The organism is Pseudomonas sp. NY15437, assembly GCF_048068435.1.
Taxonomy (GTDB): domain Bacteria; phylum Pseudomonadota; class Gammaproteobacteria; order Pseudomonadales; family Pseudomonadaceae; genus Pseudomonas; species Pseudomonas nitroreducens_B.
Genome location: NZ_JBLUQC010000011.1, coordinates 38,735 through 59,998, shown reverse-complemented (window position 1 = coordinate 59,998; position 21,264 = coordinate 38,735). Strand labels below are relative to the sequence as shown.

Annotated in this window: 15 protein-coding genes; 5 read left to right on the top strand and 10 right to left on the bottom strand. The window is 66.8% G+C overall.

Annotated elements, in window-relative coordinates:
• Nucleotides 1-36 precede the first annotated feature (36 nt).
• Nucleotides 37-3,933 carry a phosphoribosylformylglycinamidine synthase gene (gene purL, locus ACNFIA_RS22555; RefSeq protein WP_416788819.1) on the bottom strand — a complete coding sequence of 1,299 codons (3,897 nt, stop codon included), beginning with the start codon at nucleotides 3,931-3,933 and terminating at the stop codon, nucleotides 37-39.
• A gap of 290 nt (nucleotides 3,934-4,223) precedes the next feature.
• Between purL and mltF the strand changes: the two genes are divergently transcribed.
• Nucleotides 4,224-5,699: a membrane-bound lytic murein transglycosylase MltF gene (gene mltF / locus ACNFIA_RS22550; RefSeq protein WP_416788817.1), complete on the top strand. Its 1,476-nt coding sequence runs from the start codon at nucleotides 4,224-4,226 to the stop codon at nucleotides 5,697-5,699.
• A gap of 463 nt (nucleotides 5,700-6,162) precedes the next feature.
• Here mltF and tadA read toward each other — a convergent pair whose 3' ends face one another.
• From tadA to guaB, 4 genes are all read right to left on the bottom strand, one after another.
• Complete coding sequence (tadA, locus tag ACNFIA_RS22545; protein ID WP_416788813.1) at nucleotides 6,163-6,681, bottom strand: tRNA adenosine(34) deaminase TadA; 519 nt, start codon at nucleotides 6,679-6,681, stop codon at nucleotides 6,163-6,165.
• Nucleotides 6,669-8,072 carry a multicopper oxidase family protein gene (locus ACNFIA_RS22540; RefSeq protein WP_416788810.1) on the bottom strand — a complete coding sequence of 468 codons (1,404 nt, stop codon included), beginning with the start codon at nucleotides 8,070-8,072 and terminating at the stop codon, nucleotides 6,669-6,671. Before ACNFIA_RS22540 ends, tadA begins: the two co-directional genes overlap by 13 nt.
• 239 nt (nucleotides 8,073-8,311) lie before the next feature.
• The gene (gene guaA, locus ACNFIA_RS22535) at nucleotides 8,312-9,889 is read right to left on the bottom strand and encodes a glutamine-hydrolyzing GMP synthase (RefSeq protein ID WP_259756897.1); all 1,578 of its coding nucleotides are present in this window, start codon (nucleotides 9,887-9,889) and stop codon (nucleotides 8,312-8,314) included.
• Between the two features lie 82 nt (nucleotides 9,890-9,971).
• Nucleotides 9,972-11,441, bottom strand: a complete 1,470-nt coding sequence (gene guaB, locus ACNFIA_RS22530; RefSeq protein WP_259756898.1) for an IMP dehydrogenase — start codon at nucleotides 11,439-11,441, stop codon at nucleotides 9,972-9,974.
• A 148-nt stretch (nucleotides 11,442-11,589) separates the two neighbouring features.
• On the opposite strand from guaB, the gene xseA reads away from it, so the two are divergent.
• The 4 genes from xseA to ACNFIA_RS22510 all read left to right on the top strand — a co-directional run bounded on the left by xseA (nucleotide 11,590) and on the right by ACNFIA_RS22510 (nucleotide 15,479).
• Nucleotides 11,590-12,969, top strand: a complete 1,380-nt coding sequence (xseA, locus tag ACNFIA_RS22525) for an exodeoxyribonuclease VII large subunit (protein WP_416788806.1) — start codon at nucleotides 11,590-11,592, stop codon at nucleotides 12,967-12,969.
• Nucleotides 12,970-12,975: 6 nt separating this feature from the next.
• On the top strand, nucleotides 12,976-13,731 hold the full coding sequence (locus tag ACNFIA_RS22520; RefSeq protein WP_416788803.1) for a M15 family metallopeptidase: 756 nt from the start codon (nucleotides 12,976-12,978) through the stop codon (nucleotides 13,729-13,731).
• Between the two features lie 513 nt (nucleotides 13,732-14,244).
• Nucleotides 14,245-15,081, top strand: a complete 837-nt coding sequence (locus ACNFIA_RS22515) for a peptidoglycan DD-metalloendopeptidase family protein (protein ID WP_416788800.1) — start codon at nucleotides 14,245-14,247, stop codon at nucleotides 15,079-15,081.
• A complete protein-coding gene (locus tag ACNFIA_RS22510; protein WP_416788796.1) occupies nucleotides 15,081-15,479 on the top strand; it encodes a DUF2809 domain-containing protein in 399 nt (132 codons plus the stop codon). Before ACNFIA_RS22515 ends, ACNFIA_RS22510 begins: the two co-directional genes overlap by 1 nt.
• 104 nt (nucleotides 15,480-15,583) lie before the next feature.
• Here ACNFIA_RS22510 and ACNFIA_RS22505 read toward each other — a convergent pair whose 3' ends face one another.
• The 5 genes from ACNFIA_RS22505 to ACNFIA_RS22485 all read right to left on the bottom strand — a co-directional run bounded on the left by ACNFIA_RS22505 (nucleotide 15,584) and on the right by ACNFIA_RS22485 (nucleotide 21,137).
• Complete coding sequence (locus ACNFIA_RS22505) at nucleotides 15,584-16,126, bottom strand: GNAT family N-acetyltransferase (RefSeq protein ID WP_416788793.1); 543 nt, start codon at nucleotides 16,124-16,126, stop codon at nucleotides 15,584-15,586.
• Nucleotides 16,126-16,632: a copper chaperone PCu(A)C gene (locus ACNFIA_RS22500; RefSeq protein WP_416788790.1), complete on the bottom strand. Its 507-nt coding sequence runs from the start codon at nucleotides 16,630-16,632 to the stop codon at nucleotides 16,126-16,128. The genes ACNFIA_RS22505 and ACNFIA_RS22500 overlap by 1 nt, the downstream gene beginning before the upstream one ends.
• Nucleotides 16,633-16,761: 129 nt before the next feature.
• A complete protein-coding gene (locus ACNFIA_RS22495; protein WP_416788787.1) occupies nucleotides 16,762-18,132 on the bottom strand; it encodes a PepSY-associated TM helix domain-containing protein in 1,371 nt (456 codons plus the stop codon).
• A 320-nt stretch (nucleotides 18,133-18,452) separates the two neighbouring features.
• Nucleotides 18,453-20,561, bottom strand: a complete 2,109-nt coding sequence (locus ACNFIA_RS22490; protein WP_416788784.1) for a TonB-dependent copper receptor — start codon at nucleotides 20,559-20,561, stop codon at nucleotides 18,453-18,455.
• Nucleotides 20,562-20,666: 105 nt separating this feature from the next.
• Nucleotides 20,667-21,137, bottom strand: coding sequence for a DUF2946 domain-containing protein (locus tag ACNFIA_RS22485; RefSeq protein WP_416788781.1), 471 nt, complete (start codon nucleotides 21,135-21,137; stop codon nucleotides 20,667-20,669).
• Nucleotides 21,138-21,264: the final 127 nt, after the last annotated feature.

Here is a 21,264-nt window from a genome sequence, read left to right as displayed (position 1 = left end):
GGCTTTCCCCCTTTTTCGTGTCGCCTCAGGCCAAACTCAGCCGACCCAGACGCGGGCGTTGCGGAACATGCGCATCCAGCCGCCGTCCTCTTCCCACTCGTCCGGACGCCAGGAGTTCTGCACGGCGCGGAACACGCGTTCCGGGTGCGGCATCATGATGGTCACGCGGCCGTCGCGGCTGGTAAGGCCGGTGATGCCGCGCGGCGAGCCGTTCGGGTTGGCCGGGTAGCTCTCGGTGACCTTGCCCAGGTTGTCGACGAAGCGCAGGGCCACGGTGCCGGACAGGTCGGCTTCCAGCAGCGCTTCCTCGCTTTCGAACTCCGCATGGCCTTCGCCGTGGGCGATGGCGATCGGCAGGCGCGAACCAGCCATGCCCTGCAGAAAGATCGACTGCGACTCCTGCACCTGGACCATCGCCACGCGCGCTTCGAACTGCTCAGAGCGGTTGCGCACAAAGTGCGGCCAGAATTCAGTGCCGGGGATCAGCTCGTGCAGGTTGGACATCATCTGGCAACCGTTGCACACGCCCAGGGCGAAGCTGTCCTTGCGCTCGAAGAAGGCCTGGAAGCCATCCCGGGCACGGGCGTTGAACAGAATCGACTTGGCCCAGCCCTCGCCGGCGCCCAGTACGTCGCCGTAGGAGAAGCCGCCGCAGGCCACCAGGCCCTTGAACTGCTCCAGGCTGATGCGACCGGAGAGGATGTCGCTCATGTGCACGTCGACGGCGGCGAAGCCGGCGCGGTCGAAGGCCGCGGCCATTTCCACCTGACCGTTGACGCCCTGCTCGCGCAGGATGGCGATCTGCGGGCGCACGCCTTTCTTGATGTAGGGCGCGGCGATGTTGTCGTTGACGTCGAAGCTCAGTTTCACCGACAGGCCGGGGTTGTCTTCTGCCAGCAGGCCATCGAACTCCTGATCGGCACAGTCGGCGTTGTCGCGCATGCGCTGGATGCGGTAGCTGGTCTCGCTCCAGATGCGCTGCAGGTTGCGGCGCTGGGCGCTGAAGACGCGCTCGCCGCCGAACGACAGCTCGATATCGGCGCCATTGGCCGGCTGGCCGATGACGGCGACGCAGTCTTCCAGGCCGGCAGCGCTGAACTGGGCGAGCACTTCCGGCGTCGCGCCGCTGCGCACCTGGATCACCGCGCCGAGTTCTTCGTTGAACAGGGCGGCGGTCAGGTCGTCACGGCTGTCGGCCAGGGCGTCGAGGTTCAGGTCCAGGCCGCAATGGCCGGCGAAGGCCATTTCCACCACGGTGGCCATCAGGCCGCCGTCGGAACGGTCGTGGTAGGCCAGCAGGTGGCCGTCGGCGTTCAGGCCCTGGATCACGGCGAAGAAGGCTTTCAGGTCCTCGGCATCGTCGACATCCGGCGCGGCGCGGCCGATCTGGCCGTTGACCTGGGCGAGAATGGAGCCGCCCATGCGGTTCTTGCCACGGCCCAGGTCGATGACGATCAGGTCGGTTTCGCCCTTGTCCAGGCGCAGCTGCGGGGTCAGGGTCTTGCGGATGTCGTTGACCGGGGCGAAGCCGGAGATGATCAGCGACATCGGCGAGGTGACGCTCTTCTCGGCGTCGCCATCCTGCCAGCGGGTCTTCATGGACATGGAGTCCTTGCCCACCGGGATGGTGATGCCCAGCGCCGGGCACAGCTCCATGCCGACCGCCTTGACGGTGTCGTACAGGCGCGCGTCCTCGCCCGGGTGGCCGGCGGCGGCCATCCAGTTGGCGGAGAGCTTGATCTCGGAGATCTTGTCGATGCTGGCGGCGGCCAGGTTGGTGATGGTCTCGCCGATCGCCATGCGGCCGGAGGCCGGGGCGTCAATCAGGGCCAGCGGGGTGCGCTCGCCCATGGCCATGGCTTCACCGGTGTAGACGTCGAAGCTGGTGGCGGTGACGGCGCAGTCGGCCACCGGTACCTGCCACGGGCCGACCAACTGGTCGCGGGCCACCAGGCCGGTGATGGTGCGGTCGCCGATGGTGATCAGGAAGTTCTTGCTGGCGACGGCCGGGTGGCGCAGCACGCGCTCGGTGGACTCGGTCAGGTCCAGGCCGGCCGCGGCGAAGTCATCGCCCAGTTCGGCTTCGCGGGTGACCGAGCGGTGCATGCGCGGCGGCTTGCCCAGCAGCACTTCGAGCGGCATGTCCACCGGCTTATTGCCGAAGTGGCTGTCGGCGACGGTGAGCTGCTTCTCTTCGGTGGCTTCGCCGACCACGGCGAACGGGCAGCGCTCGCGCTCGCAGATCGCCTTGAAGGTTTCGAAGTCGGCAGCGTCGACCGACATCACGTAGCGTTCCTGCGACTCGTTGCACCAGATTTCCAGCGGGCTCATGCCCGGCTCGTCGTTGGGCACGTTGCGCAGTTCGAAGCGGCCGCCACGGCCACCGTCGTTGATCAGTTCCGGCAGGGCGTTGGAAATGCCGCCCGCGCCCACGTCGTGGATGAACTTGATGGGGTTCTTGTCGCCCATCTGCCAGCAGCGGTCGATGACCTCCTGGCAACGACGTTCCATTTCCGGGTTCTCGCGCTGCACCGAGGCGAAGTCCAGGTCCGCGGCGGACGCGCCGGTGGCCATGGAGGACGCAGCGCCGCCGCCCAGACCGATCAGCATGGCCGGGCCGCCGAGCACGATGAGCTTGGCGCCGACCGAGATCTCGCCCTTCTGCACGTGGTCTTCGCGGATGTTGCCCATGCCGCCGGCGATCATGATCGGCTTGTGGTAACCGCGGACTTCCTCACCACGCGGGGTGGCGATGGCCTGCTCGAAGGTACGGAAGTAGCCGGCCAGGTTCGGGCGGCCGAATTCGTTGTTGAACGCGGCGCCGCCCAGCGGGCCTTCGATCATGATGTCCAGCGGGGTGACGATGCGTTCGGGCTTGCCGTAGGGCACTTCCCAGGGCTGCTCGAAACCGGGGATGTTCAGGTTGGACACGGTGAAGCCGACCAGGCCGGCCTTGGGCTTGGCGCCACGGCCGGTCGCGCCTTCGTCGCGGATCTCGCCGCCGGAGCCGGTGGAGGCGCCGGGGAAAGGGGCGATGGCGGTCGGGTGGTTGTGCGTCTCCACCTTCATCAGGATGTGCACCGGCTCTTCGCTGGCGCCGTACTGGCGGGTCTCGGCGTTCGGGTAGAAGCGGCCGGCGACGTAGCCTTTCATGACCGCGGCGTTGTCCTTGTAAGCGGACAGCACGCCCTCGCGGTGCATTTCATAGGTATTCTTGATCATGCCGAACAGGCTCTTGTCCTGAGCCTGGCCGTCGATGTCCCAACTGGCGTTGAAGATCTTGTGGCGGCAGTGTTCGGAGTTGGCCTGGGCGAACATCATCAGCTCGACGTCGTGCGGGTTGCGGCCCAGCTCGACGAAGCTCTTCACCAGGTAGTCGATCTCGTCTTCGGCCAGGGCCAGGCCCAGCTCGAGGTTGGCCTTCTCCAGCGCGGCGCGGCCGCCGGAGAGGATGTCCACCACGGTCAGCGGCTTGGGCTGGGCGTGGCTGAACAGCGCGGAAGCGTCTTCGAGCTGGTTCAGCACCAGCTGGGTCATGCGGTCGTGCAGGCGGGCGGCGACGGCTTGCGCGTCGGCCTCGCTCAGTTCGCCGGTGACGTAGTAGGCGATGCCGCGCTCGAGGCGCTCGATCTTCGCCAGGCCGCAGTTGCGGGCGATGTCCGAGGCCTTGCTCGACCAGGGCGAGATGGTGCCGAAGCGCGGGACCACCAGGAACAGGCGGCCGGCGGGTTCCTGCACCGGGACGCTGGGGCCGTATTTCAGCAGGCGCGCCAGGACTTGTTCTTCCTCGGCGTTGAGGGCTCCGGTGACCTCGGCGAAGTGCGCAAACTCGGCATACAGCCCGGTGACGGCGGGCACATGCTGGGTCAGCAGGTCGAGCAGTTTGCCGTGGCGGAAAGCGGAAAGGGCGGGAGCACCGCGCAGGATCAGCATTGTCGGAACAGCCTCTGGAGACGGGGAAGTGTGTGGGGCCGGACGGGCCGGCCCACAGAGGCCGTGCATTCTACCGTAAAGCGCTGGCTGGCGGCACCTTTCAAGTGCCTTCCTTGCCGCTGCTCCGGCGGAAATCGCCATTCATCTTCGAAGGCCTTCGAGCGGCCTAGGAAAAAGCCCGGCCCGCCGGCCTTCAGCGCGAAAAATGCCGACGAACGGCACGGCAACTAGCAGAGAAGCTTCGACCTGTCGAGATATGGCGCCAAGCGGCCTTTGCGTATACTGCCCTGATGCTTGCCCTGACTGTGTCCCGTGTGCGCTGCACCGCCTGGATCTTGGCGACCTGTATCTTTCTGCTGCTTTGTGGCTGTAGCGAGGCGAAAGCCCCCACGGCCCTCGAGCGCGTGCAGAAGGACGGCGTGCTGCGCGTGATCACCCGCAACAGTCCGGCCACCTACTTCCAGGACCGCAACGGCGATACCGGCTTCGAGTACGAGCTGGCCAAGCGCTTTGCTGACAGCCTGGGCGTACAGCTGCAGATCGAAACCGCCGACAACATCGACGACCTCTACGACCGCATCGGCCGCGATGGCGGCCCGAACCTGGCCGCTGCCGGCCTGACGCCGGGCGGCGATCGCGATGCCCAGGTGCGCTACTCGCACTCCTACCTCGACGTCACCCCGCAGGTCGTCTACCGCAACGGCGCCCAGCGCCCTACCCGCCCCGAAGACCTGGTCGGCAAGCGCATCGTCGTGCTGAAAGGCAGCAGCCACGCCTCGCAACTGGCGGAGCTGAAGAAGCAATTCCCCGCGCTGGAATACCGCGAGTCCGACGCCGACGAGATGGTCGACCTGCTGCGCATGGTGGACGTGGGCGAAATCGACCTGACCCTGGTCGATTCCAACGAACTGGCGATGAACCAGGTGTACTTCCCCAACGTGCGCGTCGCCTTCGATCTGGGCGATGCCAAGGGCCTGGCCTGGGCGCTGCCGGCGGGAGACGACAACAGCCTGCTGGAGAAGGTCAACGCCTTCCTCGACAAGGCCAAGCAGGACGGCCTGCTGCAACGCCTGAAGGACCGTTACTACGGCCACGTGGATGTACTGGGCTACGTCGGTGCCTACACCTTCGCCCAGCACCTGCAGCAGCGTCTGCCCAAGTACGAGCAGCATTTCCGTCAGAGCGGCACCAAGCTCGAGGCAGACTGGCGCCTGCTGGCCGCCATCGGCTACCAGGAATCCATGTGGCAGCCCGACGCGACCTCCAAGACCGGCGTGCGTGGCCTGATGATGCTGACCAACCGCACCGCCCAGGCCATGGGCGTGGCCAACCGCCTGGACCCGAAGCAGAGCATCCAGGGTGGCAGCAAGTATTACGTGCAGATCAAGGACGAGTTGCCCGACAGCATCAAGGACCCGGACCGCATGTGGTTCGCCCTGGCCGCCTACAACATCGGCGGCGCGCACCTGGACGACGCGCGCAAGATGGCCGAGCAGGAAGGCCTGAACCCGAACAAGTGGCTCGACGTAAAGAAGATGCTGCCGCGCCTGGCGCAGAAGCAGTACTACCGCAAGACGCGCTACGGCTACGCGCGCGGCGGCGAGACCGTGCACTTCGTGCAGAACGTGCGCCGCTACTACGACATCCTCACCTGGGTGACCCAGCCGCAGATGGAAGGCGGCCAGCTCGCCGAAAGCGGCCTGCACCTGCCGGGCGTGAACAAGACCAAGCCCGATGACGACGACGAGCGCGACCAGAAGCTCTGAGGCCCAGCGCGGATCGAAATCGGTGATCCCCTTGTAGGAGCGGACTTCGTCCGCGATAGGCCTGGCGCTGCGCCGTTCGCGAGCAAGCTCGCTCCTACGAAAGGCCCCAATCCCGACCGTTTCCAGCCTTGGTTTTTAAAGACTTCCAGAGAAATATCCAGGCGCTCCGAATGCCCCGTTCAGGAGGCCGAGTGGAAGCGGAGTTTCAGGGGTTGAGCGACATGGATGTCGCGAGAGCGCTGTCGGGCCAGGGATGGCCCGTCAGCGCGGGCCCCTGAAACTTCGCTTCCACGAGGGAATTTTTCGCCTAAGCGAAAAACCGGATGTCCGGGGCAAGCCTTTTGGTTACTTTTCGGCGTTTGGAAAAGTAACTCGCCCGAGGGGGCGAAACCAGAGGCCCGCGCGCACACCGAAGCGACGCAGCACCCCCATCAAGACGCCCAGTATCACAACGGGAAAATGCTCAGCCCTTGCGCCGCGCCTTGAAGAAGGCAGAAAGCATCGCGCTGCACTCCTCCCCCAGCACTCCGCCCTCCACCAGCACCCGGTGGTTGAGGAAGTCCTGTTCGAAGAAGTTGCCCCGGCTGACCACCACGCCGGATTTCGGCTCCGTGGCGCCGAACACCACACGCTGGATGCGCGAATGCACCAGCAGGCCGGCGCACATGCTGCAGGGTTCGAGGGTGACGTAGAGGGTGCTGCCAGGCAGGCGGTAGTTCTGCGCCGCGGCGGCGGCTTCGCGGATGGCGACCATCTCCGCGTGGGCACTGGGATCGTGGGAGGTGATCGGCCGGTTGAAACCACGGCCGATGACCTGGCCGTCCAGCACCAGCACGGCGCCCACCGGCACTTCGCCCAGCGCCGCGCCCTGCTCGGCCAGCGACAGGGCCTCGCGCATGAAGGGGATGTCCAGGCTGCGGTCGATGACCGGCACCAGCCCCTTCACCGTCGGGTGCCCCTTGCTGTTGGTCAGCCGCACCATGCCTCACCCACTGCGATGGTTCCCATCAAGCCGGTCTCCATGTGATCGATCACGTGGCAGTGGAACATCCACAGGCCGGGGTTATCCGCCACCAGCGCCACGCGTGCCGTCTCATTCTTGCCCAGCAGGTAGGTATCGGTGAAATACGGAATGATCTCCCGACGATCGGAGTCCAGCACCTTGAACGTCATGCCGTGCAGGTGGATCGGGTGCTGGTACTGCGTCATGTTGCGCAGCACGAAGATGTAGCTGTTGCCTTCCTTGAGTTTGGCCAGCGGAGGCGCGTTGTGCTTGTGCTCCTCGCCACCCTGCCAGGCCACGCCGTTGATCTGCCACAGCGAGGGGGCCGACTGGCCCTTGGAATAGTCGGACATGGCGCCGACCCATTCGAACTTGAAGTTGATGGTCTCGGCGTTCTTCAGGTCCGGCTCGGCCACCGGGTTATGCGGCAGCGCAGCCGGCCACCGGGCGGTCGGGGCCTTGGAGTTGGCCACGCCACGAATGGTCGCCAGGCGCACCGGGCCATTGCGCAGCGACAGCTCGGTGCCTTCCGCCGGGCCACGGATGCCCAGCTCCAGGCGCATGCCGGGGCCGATCCAGTATTGGTCGTTGGGGCCCTTGCCGAAGTCGCGCGGCGCCACCGGGTGGCCATCGATGGCGTAGATCTTCGCCTCGGCGTCCGGCAGGTTGAGGCGGTAGGTCACGGTGTTGTCGACGTTGAGCAGACGCACCCGGACGATCTCGCCGGCCGGCAGCTCGATCACCGGCGCGCGTTCGCCGTTGATGGTCGACAGGCGCCCGCGGGTGCCTTCGCGCGCGGCCTCGCGGGGCACGCTGAAGGCGGTGAAATTGCCCTCCTCGTCCACGTGCCAGGTTTTCAGGCAGAGGATCTTCTCGCTGCTGAACTCGCTCGGCTCGCGCTCGTCGATGATCAGCGGCCCGACCAGGCCACGGCCCAGCTGCTCGCTGCTCATCAGGTGCGGGTGGTACCAGTAGCTGCCGGCATCCGGCGTCTTGAATTGGTAAACGAAGCTCTCGCCCGGCTGCACCGGCGGTTGCGAGATGTAGGGCACGCCGTCCATCTCGATGGGCAGGCGGATGCCGTGCCAGTGAATGGTGGTGGGCTCGTCCAGCTTGTTGGTGAAGCGCACCCGCAGCCAGTCGCCCTGGCGCGCGCGGATTTCCACGCCGGGAGCCTGGCCGCCATAGCCCAGGCCAGGAGTCTTGTGGCCAGGCACCAGCTCCAGGTCCAGGGGAGCGGCGATCAGCTCGTAATCATGTTCGGCGGCCACTTCCGGGCGCGCCAGCCAGAGGCGCGCGCCACCGGCGCCCAGGCCGAGCACGGCCAGGCCGGCGATGCCGCCGAGTACTTGTCTACGGGTAAACGACATGGGTCCAGATCCTCGAACAAGGGACTCAAGGGACTTGCGACCCCATCGGCTTTCACGGAGGTTGGCGCGTTTCGCGCCCGGCGCCAGGCTCTTGCGGCCGGCTGCACGGAGGTGACTCTGCACGAGGACGGCGGCGCCGCTCATGCCTCAGGTCAAGGACGGGCATCGCCCGCCCTCACCTGCAAAGAAGGCGGCGAGCATGCCGCCTTCTTCGTTAAGAGGATGTTAAATCCCCTCGATCATTCCCACTCGATGGTGGCCGGCGGCTTGCTCGACACGTCGTAGGTGACGCGGGAGATGCCTTCGATCTCGTTGATGATGCGGTTCGAGACCTTCTCCAGCAGCTCGTACGGCAGGTGCGCCCAGCGAGCAGTCATGAAGTCGATGGTTTCCACGGCGCGCAGGGCCACGACCCAGGCGTAGCGACGGCCATCGCCGACCACGCCGACGGACTTCACCGGCTGGAACACCACGAAGGCCTGGCTGGTCTTGTGGTACCAGTCGAAGTTGCGCAGCTCTTCGATGAAGATGTGGTCCGCGCGACGCAGCAGGTCGGCGTACTCCTTCTTCACCTCGCCGAGGATGCGCACGCCCAGGCCCGGGCCCGGGAACGGGTGGCGGTAGACCATGTCGTAGGGCAGGCCCAGTTCCAGGCCGATCTTGCGGACTTCGTCCTTGAACAGCTCGCGCAGCGGCTCGACCAGTTCGAACTGCATGTCTTCGGGCAGACCGCCGACGTTGTGGTGCGACTTGATCACGTGGGCCTTGCCGGTCTTGGCGCCGGCCGACTCGATCACGTCGGGGTAGATGGTGCCCTGGGCCAGGAACTTCACGTCCTGCAGCTTGGTGGCTTCGTCGTCGAAGACCTCGATGAAGGTCTTGCCGATGATCTTGCGCTTCTGCTCCGGGTCGCTGACGCCAGCCAGGCGGCCGAGGAACAGCTCTTCGGCGTTGGCGCGAATCACCTTGACGCCCATGTTCTCGGCGAACATGGCCATCACCTGGTCGCCCTCGTGCAGGCGCAGCAGGCCGTTGTCGACGAAGACGCAGGTCAGCTGGTCGCCGATGGCCTTGTGCAGCAGGGCCGCGACCACGGAGGAATCCACGCCGCCGGACAGGCCCAGCAGCACCTTGGAGTTGCCCACCTGGGCGCGCACGGTGGCGATGGCGTCGTTGACGATGTTGGACGGGGTCCAGAGGGCTTCGCAGCCGCAGATGTCCAGCACGAAGCGGGAGAGGATGCGACCGCCCTGCTTGGTGTGGGTCACTTCCGGGTGGAACTGCACGCCGTAGTAGCCGCGGGCATCGTCAGCCATGGCGGCGATCGGGCAGCTCGGGGTGCTGGCGAGGATGTGGAAGCCCGCCGGAATCTCGGTGACCTTGTCGCCGTGGCTCATCCAGACGTCGAGGCCGAACACGCCGTCGCCGTCCACGTGGTCTTCGATGCCGTCCAGCAGGCGCGCCTTACCGACCACGTCGACACGGGCGTAGCCGAATTCGCGCAGGTCCGAACCCAGCACTTTGCCGCCCATCTGCTCGGCCATGGTCTGCATGCCGTAGCAGATGCCGAACAGCGGCACCTTCAGGTCGAACACCGCCTGCGGCGCACGCGGGCTGTTGGCTTCGTGCACCGACTCCGGGCCGCCGGCCAGGATGATGCCGCGCGGGGCGAAGGCGCGAACCTCGTCGTCGCTCATGTCGAACGGATGGATCTCGCAGTACACGCCGATCTCGCGCACGCGGCGGGCGATCAGCTGGGTGTACTGGGAGCCGAAGTCGAGGATCAGGATCCGGTGAGCGTGAATGTCTTGGGCCATGGCCATCTCTCGTAGCGAAATTCTCAAACGACACGGGGCTGTATCAACCAGCCCCGTGTCCGACTCATTTACCTTGAAGCCCTCAACCTACGCGGTAGTTCGGCGCTTCCTTGGTGATCTGCACATCGTGGACGTGGGATTCGGCCATGCCGGCGCCAGTGATGCGCACGAACTGCGGCTTGGTGCGCATGTCCTGGATGTCGGCGCTGCCGGTGTAGCCCATGGCGGCACGCAGGCCACCCATCAGCTGGTGGACGATGGCGGTCAGTTGGCCTTTATAGGGCACGCGGCCTTCGATGCCTTCGGGTACCAGCTTCTCGGCGCCGGCGGAGGCGTCCTGGAAGTAGCGGTCGGAGGAACCGGTGGAACCGGCCATGGCGCCCAGGGAGCCCATGCCACGGTAGGACTTGTAGGAACGGCCCTGGAACAGCTCGATCTCGCCCGGCGCTTCTTCGGTACCGGCGAACATCGAACCCATCATCACGCAGTAGGCGCCAGCCACCATGGCCTTGGCCAGGTCGCCGGAGAAGCGGATGCCGCCGTCGGCGATCAGCGGAACGCCGGTGCCCTCCAGGGCAGCAGCGACGTTGGCGATGGCGGAGATCTGCGGCACGCCGACACCCGCGACGATACGGGTGGTGCAGATGGAGCCCGGGCCGATGCCGACCTTCACGGCGTCGGCGCCGGCGTCAGCCAGTGCCTTGGCGGCCTCGCCGGTGGCGATGTTGCCACCGATGACCTGTACCTGCGGGAAGGTTTCCTTCACCCAGCGCACGCGGTCGATCACGCCCTTGGAGTGGCCGTGTGCGGTATCGACGACCACGACGTCAACGCCAGCGGCGACCAGGGCTGCCACACGCTCGCCGGTGTCGGCGCCGGTGCCGACGGCTGCGCCGACGCGCAGGCGGCCTTCGTCGTCCTTGGAAGCCAGCGGGTAGGTCTTGGCCTTCTCGATGTCACGGAAGGTCACGAGGCCAGTCAGGCGGAACTTCTCGTCGACGATCAGCATCTTCTCGATGCGGTTCTCGTACAGAGCGGCCTTGATCTCTTCCAGGGCGGTGCCTTCGCGGGCGGTGACCAGCTTGTCCTTGGGGGTCATGATCGCGGAGACGCTGTCGCCGACGTTCGGCTTCACGCGCAGGTCGCGGCCGGTGACGATGCCGACCAGCTCGCCCTCTTCCACCACCGGGAAGCCGGAGAAACCGTACTCGCGGGCGATCTGCAGCAGCTCGATGATCTTGGTCGACGGGGTCACGGTGACCGGGTCGCGAACGATGGCGGTCTCGTGCTTCTTGACCTTGCGAACCTCGGCAGCCTGCTGCTCGATGCTCATGTTCTTGTGGATGATGCCGATGCCGCCTTCCTGCGCCATGGCGATCGCCAGGCGGGATTCGGTGACGGTGTCCATCGCGGCGGACACCAGCGGAATGTTCAGCTCGATGCCTCGGGTCAGGCGGGTCTTCAGGCTCACGTCCTTGGGTAGAACTTCCGAATAACCCGGAATCAGGAGGACGTCGTCGAAAGTGAGGGCTTCTTGGCTGATGCGCAGCATGGCGGGGGCTCCCGATCGGGAAAAATGGAAGCGCGGCATTATATCTCAGCTCGGGGGCGCGGCTCAACGTAACCGGACGATCTGAACGACACCTTCGTTAACCTTGTGTGCTGGCCCCGGTCCGCAGGCCCGCTTATCATCCTTCGCCATGCAGAAAGATCCCTTCCAACGGCTGGGCCTCGATCGCGAGGTTCTGACCGTCAGCCAGCTCAACCAGCGCGCCCGCCACCTGCTGGAGGACGTATTCCCGCAGGTCTGGGTCGAGGGCGAGATCTCCAACCTCGCCCGCCCCGCATCCGGGCATCTGTATTTCACCTTGAAGGACAGCAACGCCCAGGTGCGCTGCGCGCTGTTCCGGCAGAACGCCCTGCGCGTGCGCCAGGCCCTGCGCGACGGCCTCGCCGTGCGGGTGCGCGGCAAGGTTTCGCTGTTCGAGGGGCGTGGCGACTATCAATTGATCGCCGATGCCGTCGAACCGGCCGGTGACGGTGCGCTGCGCCTGGCGTTCGAGGCCCTGAAGGAAAAGCTCGCCGCCGAAGGCCTGTTCGCCGCCGAGCGCAAGCGCGAGCTGCCCGCCCACCCCCGGCGCATCGGCATCGTCAGCTCCCCCACCGGCGCGGTGATCCGCGACATCATCAGCGTGTTCCGCCGCCGCGCGCCGCAGGTCGAACTGACCCTGATCCCCACTGCCGTGCAAGGCCGCGAGGCCATCGGGCAGATCGTCCGCGCGCTCAAGCTGGCCGACGCCCAGGGCTTCGACGCGCTGATCCTGGCCCGCGGTGGCGGCTCGCTGGAAGACCTCTGGTGCTTCAACGAGGAACCGGTGGCACGCGCCATCGCCGCCTGCGTGACGCCCATCGTCAGCGCCGTGGGCCATGAGACGGACGTTTCCATCAGCGACTTCGTCGCCGACGTGCGCGCGCCCACGCCCTCGGCCGCCGCCGAGCTGCTGGCGCCCCACAGCGGCGACCTGCAGCAACGCCTGGACGGCCTGCGTCGCCGGCTGATCCTGCGCATCCAGGACCGCCTGACCCGCGAGCGCCTGCGCCTGGAAGGCTGCGCCCGGCGTCTGCGCCACCCCGGCGAACGCCTGCGCCAGCAGTCCCAGCGCCTGGACGACCTGGACATGCGCCTGCGCCGGGCCTTCGAGCGCCAGCTGCACATCCGCCAGGAACGCGTGGCGCGGCTCGATACCCGCCTCGCCGCGCAACACCCCGGCCGCAACCTGGCCCTGCTGCGCCAGCGCCTGGAGAACCTCAGCACCCGCCTGCCCCGCGCCACCCACGCGATCCTGCGCGAACAGCGCCAGCGCCTGGACGGCCTGATGCAGACCCTGCACATCGTCAGCCCGCTGGCGACCCTCGGCCGTGGCTACAGCATCCTGCTCGACGACAAGGGCCAGGCCATCCGCAGCGCCGCGCAAACCCGCAACGGCCAGCGCCTCAAGGCCCGGCTGGGCGATGGCGAGCTGGAGGTGCGCGTGGAGGACAACCACCAGGCGCCCGTCACCCTTTCCCTGCTGGACTGACCGCCGATGACCGACCTGCTCGCGCCGATCCTGCCGCAACCCGATCCCGACTGGGCCGAGGCCTTCCGCGTGCCCATCGTCGAGTGCGACCAGCCGTTGCAGGCCCTGGGCATCGCCACCGCCTTTGCGGTATGGCCGGCCTATCACCGCCTGGGCGTGCCGAACGCGCAGCCGGAATGCTACGCCCGCACGGACGTCTTCGAGCGCCTGCTGCATGCCGCCAGCCTGCTGCCCGATGGCATCCGCCTGGTGATCCTCGATGCCTGGCGACCGTTCACGGTACAGCAGCACCTGTATGACACGCTCTACGACATCCTCCGCCAGCACGAGCCGGACGCCGATCCGCGCGAGCTGACCCGACGCACCCGCGAGTTCGTCGCACCGCCCAGCACCCGCGCCGAATCCCCCAGCCCGCACCTGACCGGCGGCGCCATCGACCTGACCCTGTGCGACAGCCAGGGCCGCTGGCTGGACATGGGCAGCCTGTTCGACGAGGCGACGCCGCGCTCCTACACCCGCCATTACGAAGAGATCGCCCAGCCCGACGGCGCCCAGCGGCGCGTACGGGACAACCGCCGGATGCTGTTCAACGCCATGCTGGCGGCGGGCTTCAGCAACCTTTCCAGCGAGTGGTGGCACTACGACTACGGCGACCAGCTGTGGGCCGCGCACCTGGGCAAGCCGCACGCCATCTATGGGCCGGCGCAGGTGCTGGGGCTGGAACAGCTGTGGCGCCAGCAGCTCGAAGGGCTGCGTCGGTAGCTTGCAACGGGCGCCGTCCGGGACCGTCCTTGCGTGATGCGGGCCCATCGCGGACGGAGTCCGCTCCTACGCTGGCGGAATGCCCGCGGGCAGGACTGCCTGTAGGAGCGGACCTTGTCCGCGAAAAGGGTGGATCCACGCCGGGTCGTTCCGGGCGCGCCGGATGGATTTCGCGGACAAGGTCCGCTCCTACGGGATATATCTGCGCTCGGCTTGGCCCTAGCCCCTCTCCCAAGGGGAGAGGGGACCGTTCGGCGCAGGATGAAACCTTGGCGTCAATCGGCTCGGACTGCTCCCTCTCCCTGAGGGAGAGGGCTGGGGTGAGGGGGATGCATCGGCACGGACTCCCCAGAAGAAGACCATTGCTCCGACGAAAGCGCGCCGGGAGCTCGCTCCTAAGAAGAGCAATAGCAGCTCGCCAAGCCGTTCCGCTTTCGACGAAATCGCCCCGCCCAGTCGAAAGGCCCGTGTAGACTGCCCGCTTCGTCCGCCGCCAAGTCCACGGATAGCGCCATGTTCCGATTCTGTTGCCTGCTCCTCGCCTCCCTTGTCACCCTCTCCGCCCACGCCGAAGGCTTCATCAGCCGCACGCTGAACAAGCCGGTGCCCGGCGGTGTCGCCGTGGTGCAATTGGGCCAGGATGCCGCCGTCCCCACCGCCACCTTCCAGGGCAAACCGGTGCTGGTGGTGCGCGAGGAGGGCCGCGACTGGATCGCCATCGTCGGCATCCCGCTGACCGCCAAGGCCGGCAGCCAGCAGATCGTCGTGAAGCAGGCCGGCGCCGGCCGCAACCTCGGCTTCAGCGTGGGCAGCAAGCACTATAAAGAGCAGCGCATCCGACTTTCGAACACCCGCCAGGTAAACCCGCTGCCCGAAGACCTCAAGCGCATCAACCGCGAACTGGCCGAGCAGACCGCCGCCTACCGCAGCTTCAGCCCTGGCACGCCGAGCAACCTGGTGCTGGACAAGCCGGTCAACGGCCCGCTCTCCAGCCCCTTCGGCCTGCGCCGCTTCTTCAACGGCGAAGAGCGCAACCCGCACTCCGGGCTGGACTTCGCCGTGCCCGCCGGCACCCCGATCAAGACGCCGGCCGCCGGCAAGGTGATCCTGATCGGCAACTACTTCTTCAATGGCAACACCGTGTTCGTCGATCACGGCCAGGGTTTCATCAGCATGTTCTGCCACATGTCGAAGATCGACGTGAAACTCGGCGATCAGCTCGCCCGCGGCGACGTGGTCGGCCGGGTCGGCGCCACCGGCCGCGCGACCGGGCCGCACATGCACTGGAACGTCAGCCTCAACGACACCCGCGTCGATCCGGCAATCTTCATCGGCGCGTTCAAGCCCTGATGCGGATCCGTTTCGATGGGCGCGGTGCGCTCTTCGCGCTGCTCTGGTTCGCCGTGCTCATCTCTCTGGCCACGGCCGGGGCGAACCTTGGCTGGCTGCGCGGCTTCGGCGGCGACGTGCTGGCGGTGATCTGGCTGTACTGCCTGCTGCGCGCAGCTATCGATACTCCTGCCCACTGGCTGGCCGCTGCGGCGCTGGGCTGTGGATTGATCATCGAGTTCGGCCAGTACCTCGCCTCAATCTTTCACTGGCAGATCGGCAACCGCGCGCTGCGCATCGTGCTCGGCGCGACGCCCGACTGGCTGGACGTGCTGGCCTACGGCATCGGCTTCGCGCTCATCCTCGCGGCGCGCCTGGCCCTCAGGGCCCGCTTACACGCTCGTGAGCTAGAGCCGTAGTAGGCGGAGAGTGCCCGAAGAGCGGTATTTACGCGCTGTAAATGGGCATCCGAGGGTGCTATCCAACGCCCTACGGCCGACGCGCAGCAGCGTGTAAACGGCCCTCAGGCCAGCGGGTAGCTGAAATACAGCGCCATCTCCCCGGGCAGCACCTGCGCCGGGTCGTAGAGGTCGGTGGACAGCCCGCTCAAGGCAAAACCACGGGAGCGGTAGAAGCCCACCGCCGGCACGTTGAGGTTCTGGGTTTCCAGCCACAGGTGGCGCGCCTCGGTGCCGCGCGCCCACGCCAGGCAGCCTTCCAGCAGTTGCACGCCGACGCCCTGGCCGCGTGCGTCGGCGAGGACGAAGAGGTCGTCCAGCACCGCGCGGCGATTCCAGATTTCATAGTGGGCGATGGCGAACCCCAAGCGCTCGCCCTCCTCGTCGACAACCACGGCGGTCCAGTCCGCCGCCGTCACATCGTCCTCGAGGTCGGCGAAGGGATAGCGCTTGGTCTGCGTCTCTGCCAGGCGTTCCTCGCGCAGGATGAAGCCATCGGCGGCGCTCTCGATGCGCAGCATCGAGTCGCTGGAGTAGCTGCCGTCGAACCCCAGCAGCCACTCGCCGTCTTGCGCCCACACCAGCGGGCGCAGGAGCCGGTCGCTCATCAGTTGTGGTTCATGCCGTGCATGTCGTGGCCCATGTCGGTGCCCCCCTCTGTTCCTTTAGAGAGCGGTGCGTCTTTCTGCACCGCGACCTCGACCTTCACATCGCCGGCCTTCTGGAAGTGCAGGGTCAGCGGGAAGCGCTCGCCATCGGCCAGCGGCTTCTTCAGCCCGAACAGCATCAGGTGGTACTGGCCGGGCGCGAAGACGATCTTGCCGCCGGCGGGGATATCCACGCCCTCGACCTTCCGCATCTTCATCATGCCGTCCTTCTCCACGTGCTGGTGCACCTCGGCGCTGGCAGCGCGCTCGGTGTCGGCGCCGAGCAGGCGGTCAGCTTCCTTGCCGTGGTTCTGCACGATGAAGTAGGCGGCGCCGTTCTCCGAGTTGGCCGGCAGCAACAGCGACCATGGGTGGTCGATGTGCAGGTTGCCGGCCTCGTATTCGTGGGCCATGGCGGCGCCGGAAAAGCCCAGCAGCACAGCGAAAGCGAGCAGGGATTTACGCATGTTCGAGACTCCAGTTGGCTTGTGATCGGGTCCGCCGGGATGGCGGGAATCCATCGGGCCGCGGGCGCAACGATCGCGCCGCAGCATAGCCTGCCTCGCGGCAGGCGTCAGGTTGAAACACCACAGGCATCAGCCCAGGGCCGGGCGGCGCGGCTTGATCCGCGACAGCACCGCCCAGTCGAGCGCCCATACCAGCAACAGCGACGCGCCCACCAGCGGGAAGGCGATGCCGAGGATGACCATGATCGCCACCCCACCCTTCCACACCGGCAGCGCATGGGGCATCGGCGGCACGCCCAGCCGCCCCTGCGGGCGGCGCTTCCACCAGATCCACAGGCCACTGACCGCGCTGAGCAGGATCATCAGGCAGACGGCGAGCATCAGCAGTTGGTTGAACAGGCCGAACATCTTCCCTTCGTGCAGCATCACGCCGGACTCAACGCCCTTGGCCACCAGCCCGTAGTCCTTCCAGCGCACGTCGGCGAGCACCTTGCCGGTGTACTGGTCGATGTGCAGGGTGGCGTCGTTGCGCGAGTCGTCGGCGAACACCGAAACGGTGAACACACCCTGCTCGCCCTTGGGCAGGGCGATGGCATAGCCCTGCGTCACGCCGGCCCGGTCGGCGGTATCGACCACCTGCTGCAGGCTGATCTGCGGCATCGCCATGCCGCCCGAACCATGGGCCATGTGCTCGGCGTGGGCACCACCGGACATCGGCATCGGCGTGTTTTCCATGGCCCAGGGGATGGTCTGGCGGTGGGCCTGGTTGAGCGTGCGTGCTTCCAGGTCGGACTTGGGCACCTCGTTCCACATGGGCGCCGGGAAGCGGTTCCACACGTCGGCGAAGGTCTTGCCCCAGAAGCCGGTCCAGGTCATGCCGGTGAGCAGCATGAAGAGCATCAGCAACGAGCCCCAGAAGCCGACCACCACGTGCACCTCGCGCCACAGCGCGCGGCCCCGGCGCGATAGGTCCGGCCACAGCAGCACGCGCAGCGAACGCTGGCGCGGCCACCACAGGTACAGGCCGGACACCACCAGGACGATACCCCAGCCGGCGGCCAGCTCGATCAGCCGGTCACCGACGGTGCCGATCATCAGCTCGCCGTGCAGCGCGCGGGCCATGGCCTGCAGGTTGGACTTGCCGTCCTGCACGCCGAGCAGCTTGCCGCTGTAGGGATCGACGAAGGCGTTCACCTCGCGCCCCTCCAGCTGCGCCACGAATTGCGCACTGCGGTCGGCGGCCGACGCCGGCAGGTACTGGCTGACCTGCAATTGCGGGTTCTGGTGGTGCAGGTGCATCAGTTGCTCGTCGGCGGACAGCCGCACCTCGCCCGGTGTCACCTGCAGCAGGTCGCGGTACATCAGCGGGTCGAGCTGCGGCTTGAACAGGTAGATGATCCCGGTGATCGACAGCAGGATCATGAACGGCGCGACGAACAGCCCGGCATAGAAGTGCCAGCGCCAGGCCAGGTTGTAGAAATCGAATGTCTTCTTCTGCATTCGTTGATCTCCTCACGCAAGGAGGCCCCCGTCCGGCGGGGGCCGGTATCAGGGTCTGATGGTGCTTCGACGTGAGCCGCGTTGCCGCGTCAAATCACGCCAGGCTAGGCACGGGGCGCAGGAAATGGTCATTCCCTTTTCAAGTCCCGTAACAACGCATGGCGTGATTTGACGCGCAACCCGAAGGGACGGGCCGAACATTGCGCAGCGCTGCGTTACTCGTCGTTCATTTGGAATGACCAAACCACTCTCCTCGCGCCTTGTCCTGCGCAAAACTCGGCTCCGTCGCGGCCACGGCGAAGCACCATCAGACCCTGCGCTTAGAACGCGAAGTCCACTTTGGTCCAGAACGTACGTCCCGGCTCATGGATCGATTCGGGGTCGTTGGCCGGGTAGCCGAAGCCGGCGTTGCCCGCCAGGTTCAGGTGCTCGGCGTAGTCCTTGTCGAACAGGTTGTCGACGCCGGTGCTGACTTTGAGGTGCTTGCTCAGCTTGTACGCGCCGTTGAGCGAGAACACCGCGAAGCCGGGGCTTTCGTCGAAGTCGTAACCGACCACGTTGCCCTGGTTCTCGGCGATCCGCCCCTGGTGCGCGACCACGCGCCAGAGTCCGCCGGCGCTCCAGTCGCCTTCCACGTAGGTCAGGCCGAAACGCGCTTCCAGCGGCGGCATCTGCGGCAGCGCAGTCCCGTCGGTGGTGTTCTTGCCCCAGGCGTAGGCCAGGGTGCCGTCGGCGGTCCAGTTGCTGGTCAGCGCGTAGGCCGCGCCCAGTTCGCCACCCAGGATGCGGGCGTCGACGTTCCGCGCCTGGGAGGTACGGCCCATCATGCCGCCGGGCAGGTAGTCGAACAGGATGTAGTCGCGGATCACACCGACGTAACCCGAGGCCCAGGCCTTGAGCTTCTCGTCTTCGTACTGCGCGCCGAAGTCCAGCTGGGTGGTCTTCTCCGGCTTGATGCTGTCGAAGGCGTTGACCGAGCCGCTCGGGCCCTTGTCCGGGGAGAACAGCTCCCAGTAGTCGGGGAAGCGCTGCACGTGGCCGAGGCCGACATAGAGGGTGGTTGGCGTGTCGGCCAGGTCGTGCTCGTAGCGGGCGAAGCCGCTGGGCAGGGTGTCGGCGCGGGTATCGTTGGCGGTGGGGTTGGGCATCGCCATCATTCCCGAGCCACTGCTCTGCCGGTAGTCCTTGACCGAGGCGCGGTCCAGGCGGGCGCCGCTGATCACCCGGTCGCGGTCGGCGGCGTACCAGGTCAGCTCGCCGAACGCGCCGTAGTTGTGGAACACGGCATCCTTGTCCCAGGGCACTTCGTCGTAGGTGCCGATGCCCATGCCGCTGCGTTCGCGGTGTTCGTTGGTCTGCGCGTCGACCCCGGTGATCAGCTTGAAGTCGTCCCAGCGCCAAGTCGCGGCCAGGCGTCCACCGAGGGTGCGGCGGTCGACGTTGGAGGCCATGGGGCCGGCCATCATGCCGGTGCCCGAGGGCGTGCGTAGGCTGTAGTTGTCCATCACGTGGTCGGCGTAGTTGTAGTAGACCTGCGCCTCCAGCTTGTCGAGCACCTCGCCGATGTGGGACTTCTCGAAGCGCAGGCCGAGGCTTTCGCGCTTGAACTGCGAGCCGTCCATGCCGCGCCCGGCGTAGCGCGCCTCGCCATCGCCCTTGCCGGCGGTGAGTTCGACCAGGGTGTCGGCGTCCGGCGTCCAGCCCACGGCCACGTCGCCGTTCCACTTGTTCCAGCGCGAGGGCACGGTATTGCCGCCGCCGTCCTCATAGTCGTCGGACTGCGACCGGTTGCCGGTGAAGCGCAGGTAGCCCTCGGGACCACCGGCGGCGGCGTCCAGCACGCGGTCGAAGCGGCCATTGGAGCCGGCGGTGAGGCTGCCGTTGACGCGCATGCCCAGTTCGCCGAAGCGCTCCGGTTCGCGGTCGAAGCGGATGGTCCCGGCCGAGGCGCCGGGGCCCCAGATCACCGTCTCCGGGCCTTTGACCACGGTGAGCTTGTCGTAGGTTTCCGGGGAGATATAGGAGGTGGGCGCGTCCATCCGCGCCGGGCAGGCGCCAAGCATGGTGCTGCCGTTGGTGAGGATGTTCAGGCGCGAGCCGAACATGCCGCGCAACACCGGGTCACCGTTGGTGCCGCCGTTGCGAATGGCGGAAAAGCCCGGGATGGTCTTGAGGTAGTCGGCGCCATCGCTGGCGGGGATCGGCTGGCGCGGCTGCTTCGGGTCGGTGACCACGGTCAGCGGCGAACTCTGCGCCACGGCGGTGATGATGCTGGGCGACAGCTCGGTTACCGCGGCATCGCTGAGGTGCGCCGAGTGATCGTCGTCGGCCAGCACGGGAACGGCAGTAAAACCGCCAAGGGCGGTCAGCGCGCACAGGGCGCGCAGGCCGACGGCAGGTTGCCGACGGCGCATGGGCATGCGGGACATTCCATGAATTCCATGATCGATGATGACGCCCGCTCCACACGTACTCGCACGGCGCACGAGCCATTGCAGGCAGGCGCGCCGGGGGCGGGGAGTCGGGATTGCAGGTCAGCCGATCAGGAACGGGGGGGCGCGGGAACGGGCGCCGGGGAAGACCGGCGAAGCGGGAATACGCGACGAGACGAGCTGGGCGAGCGGCGCGCCAATGCCGGGCAGACCGTGGGCGAGCACCACCGGCGGCGGTGTCAGCGGCGGGCTGTGGATCAGCAGGCTGCAGTAGCCGCACTTCTCCATGAAGGCATCGGCAGTAAGCGGCTGCTCACCGTGGGAAACCGGGGCGGCATGGTGCCCACCGGCGCGCTGGCCGTCGGAGCAGGCCATCTCGTCCATGCCGGCCATGTCGTGGGACATGGCCTTGCCGTGCTGCATGGCGGCGCCATGCTCCATTGGCATGGGGTGATCCATGGGCATGGCGTGATCCATCGGCAGCGACTGGGAGACCAGCGGGCCGACATAGATCATCAGCATGGCGAACAACGCCAGCCAGGTGCCTACGCCTTGTCGTGTACGACGGATCACGAAATGTCCTTGGGGATGGAAGGTCCCCGCCTGAGGCGGGTGCGCCATGATCGCACGGAGTAACCACGCTCCGCTGCGGCACGTGGACGCAGAATCAGTTAAGCACAGCGATAAGCTTCAGGAATAA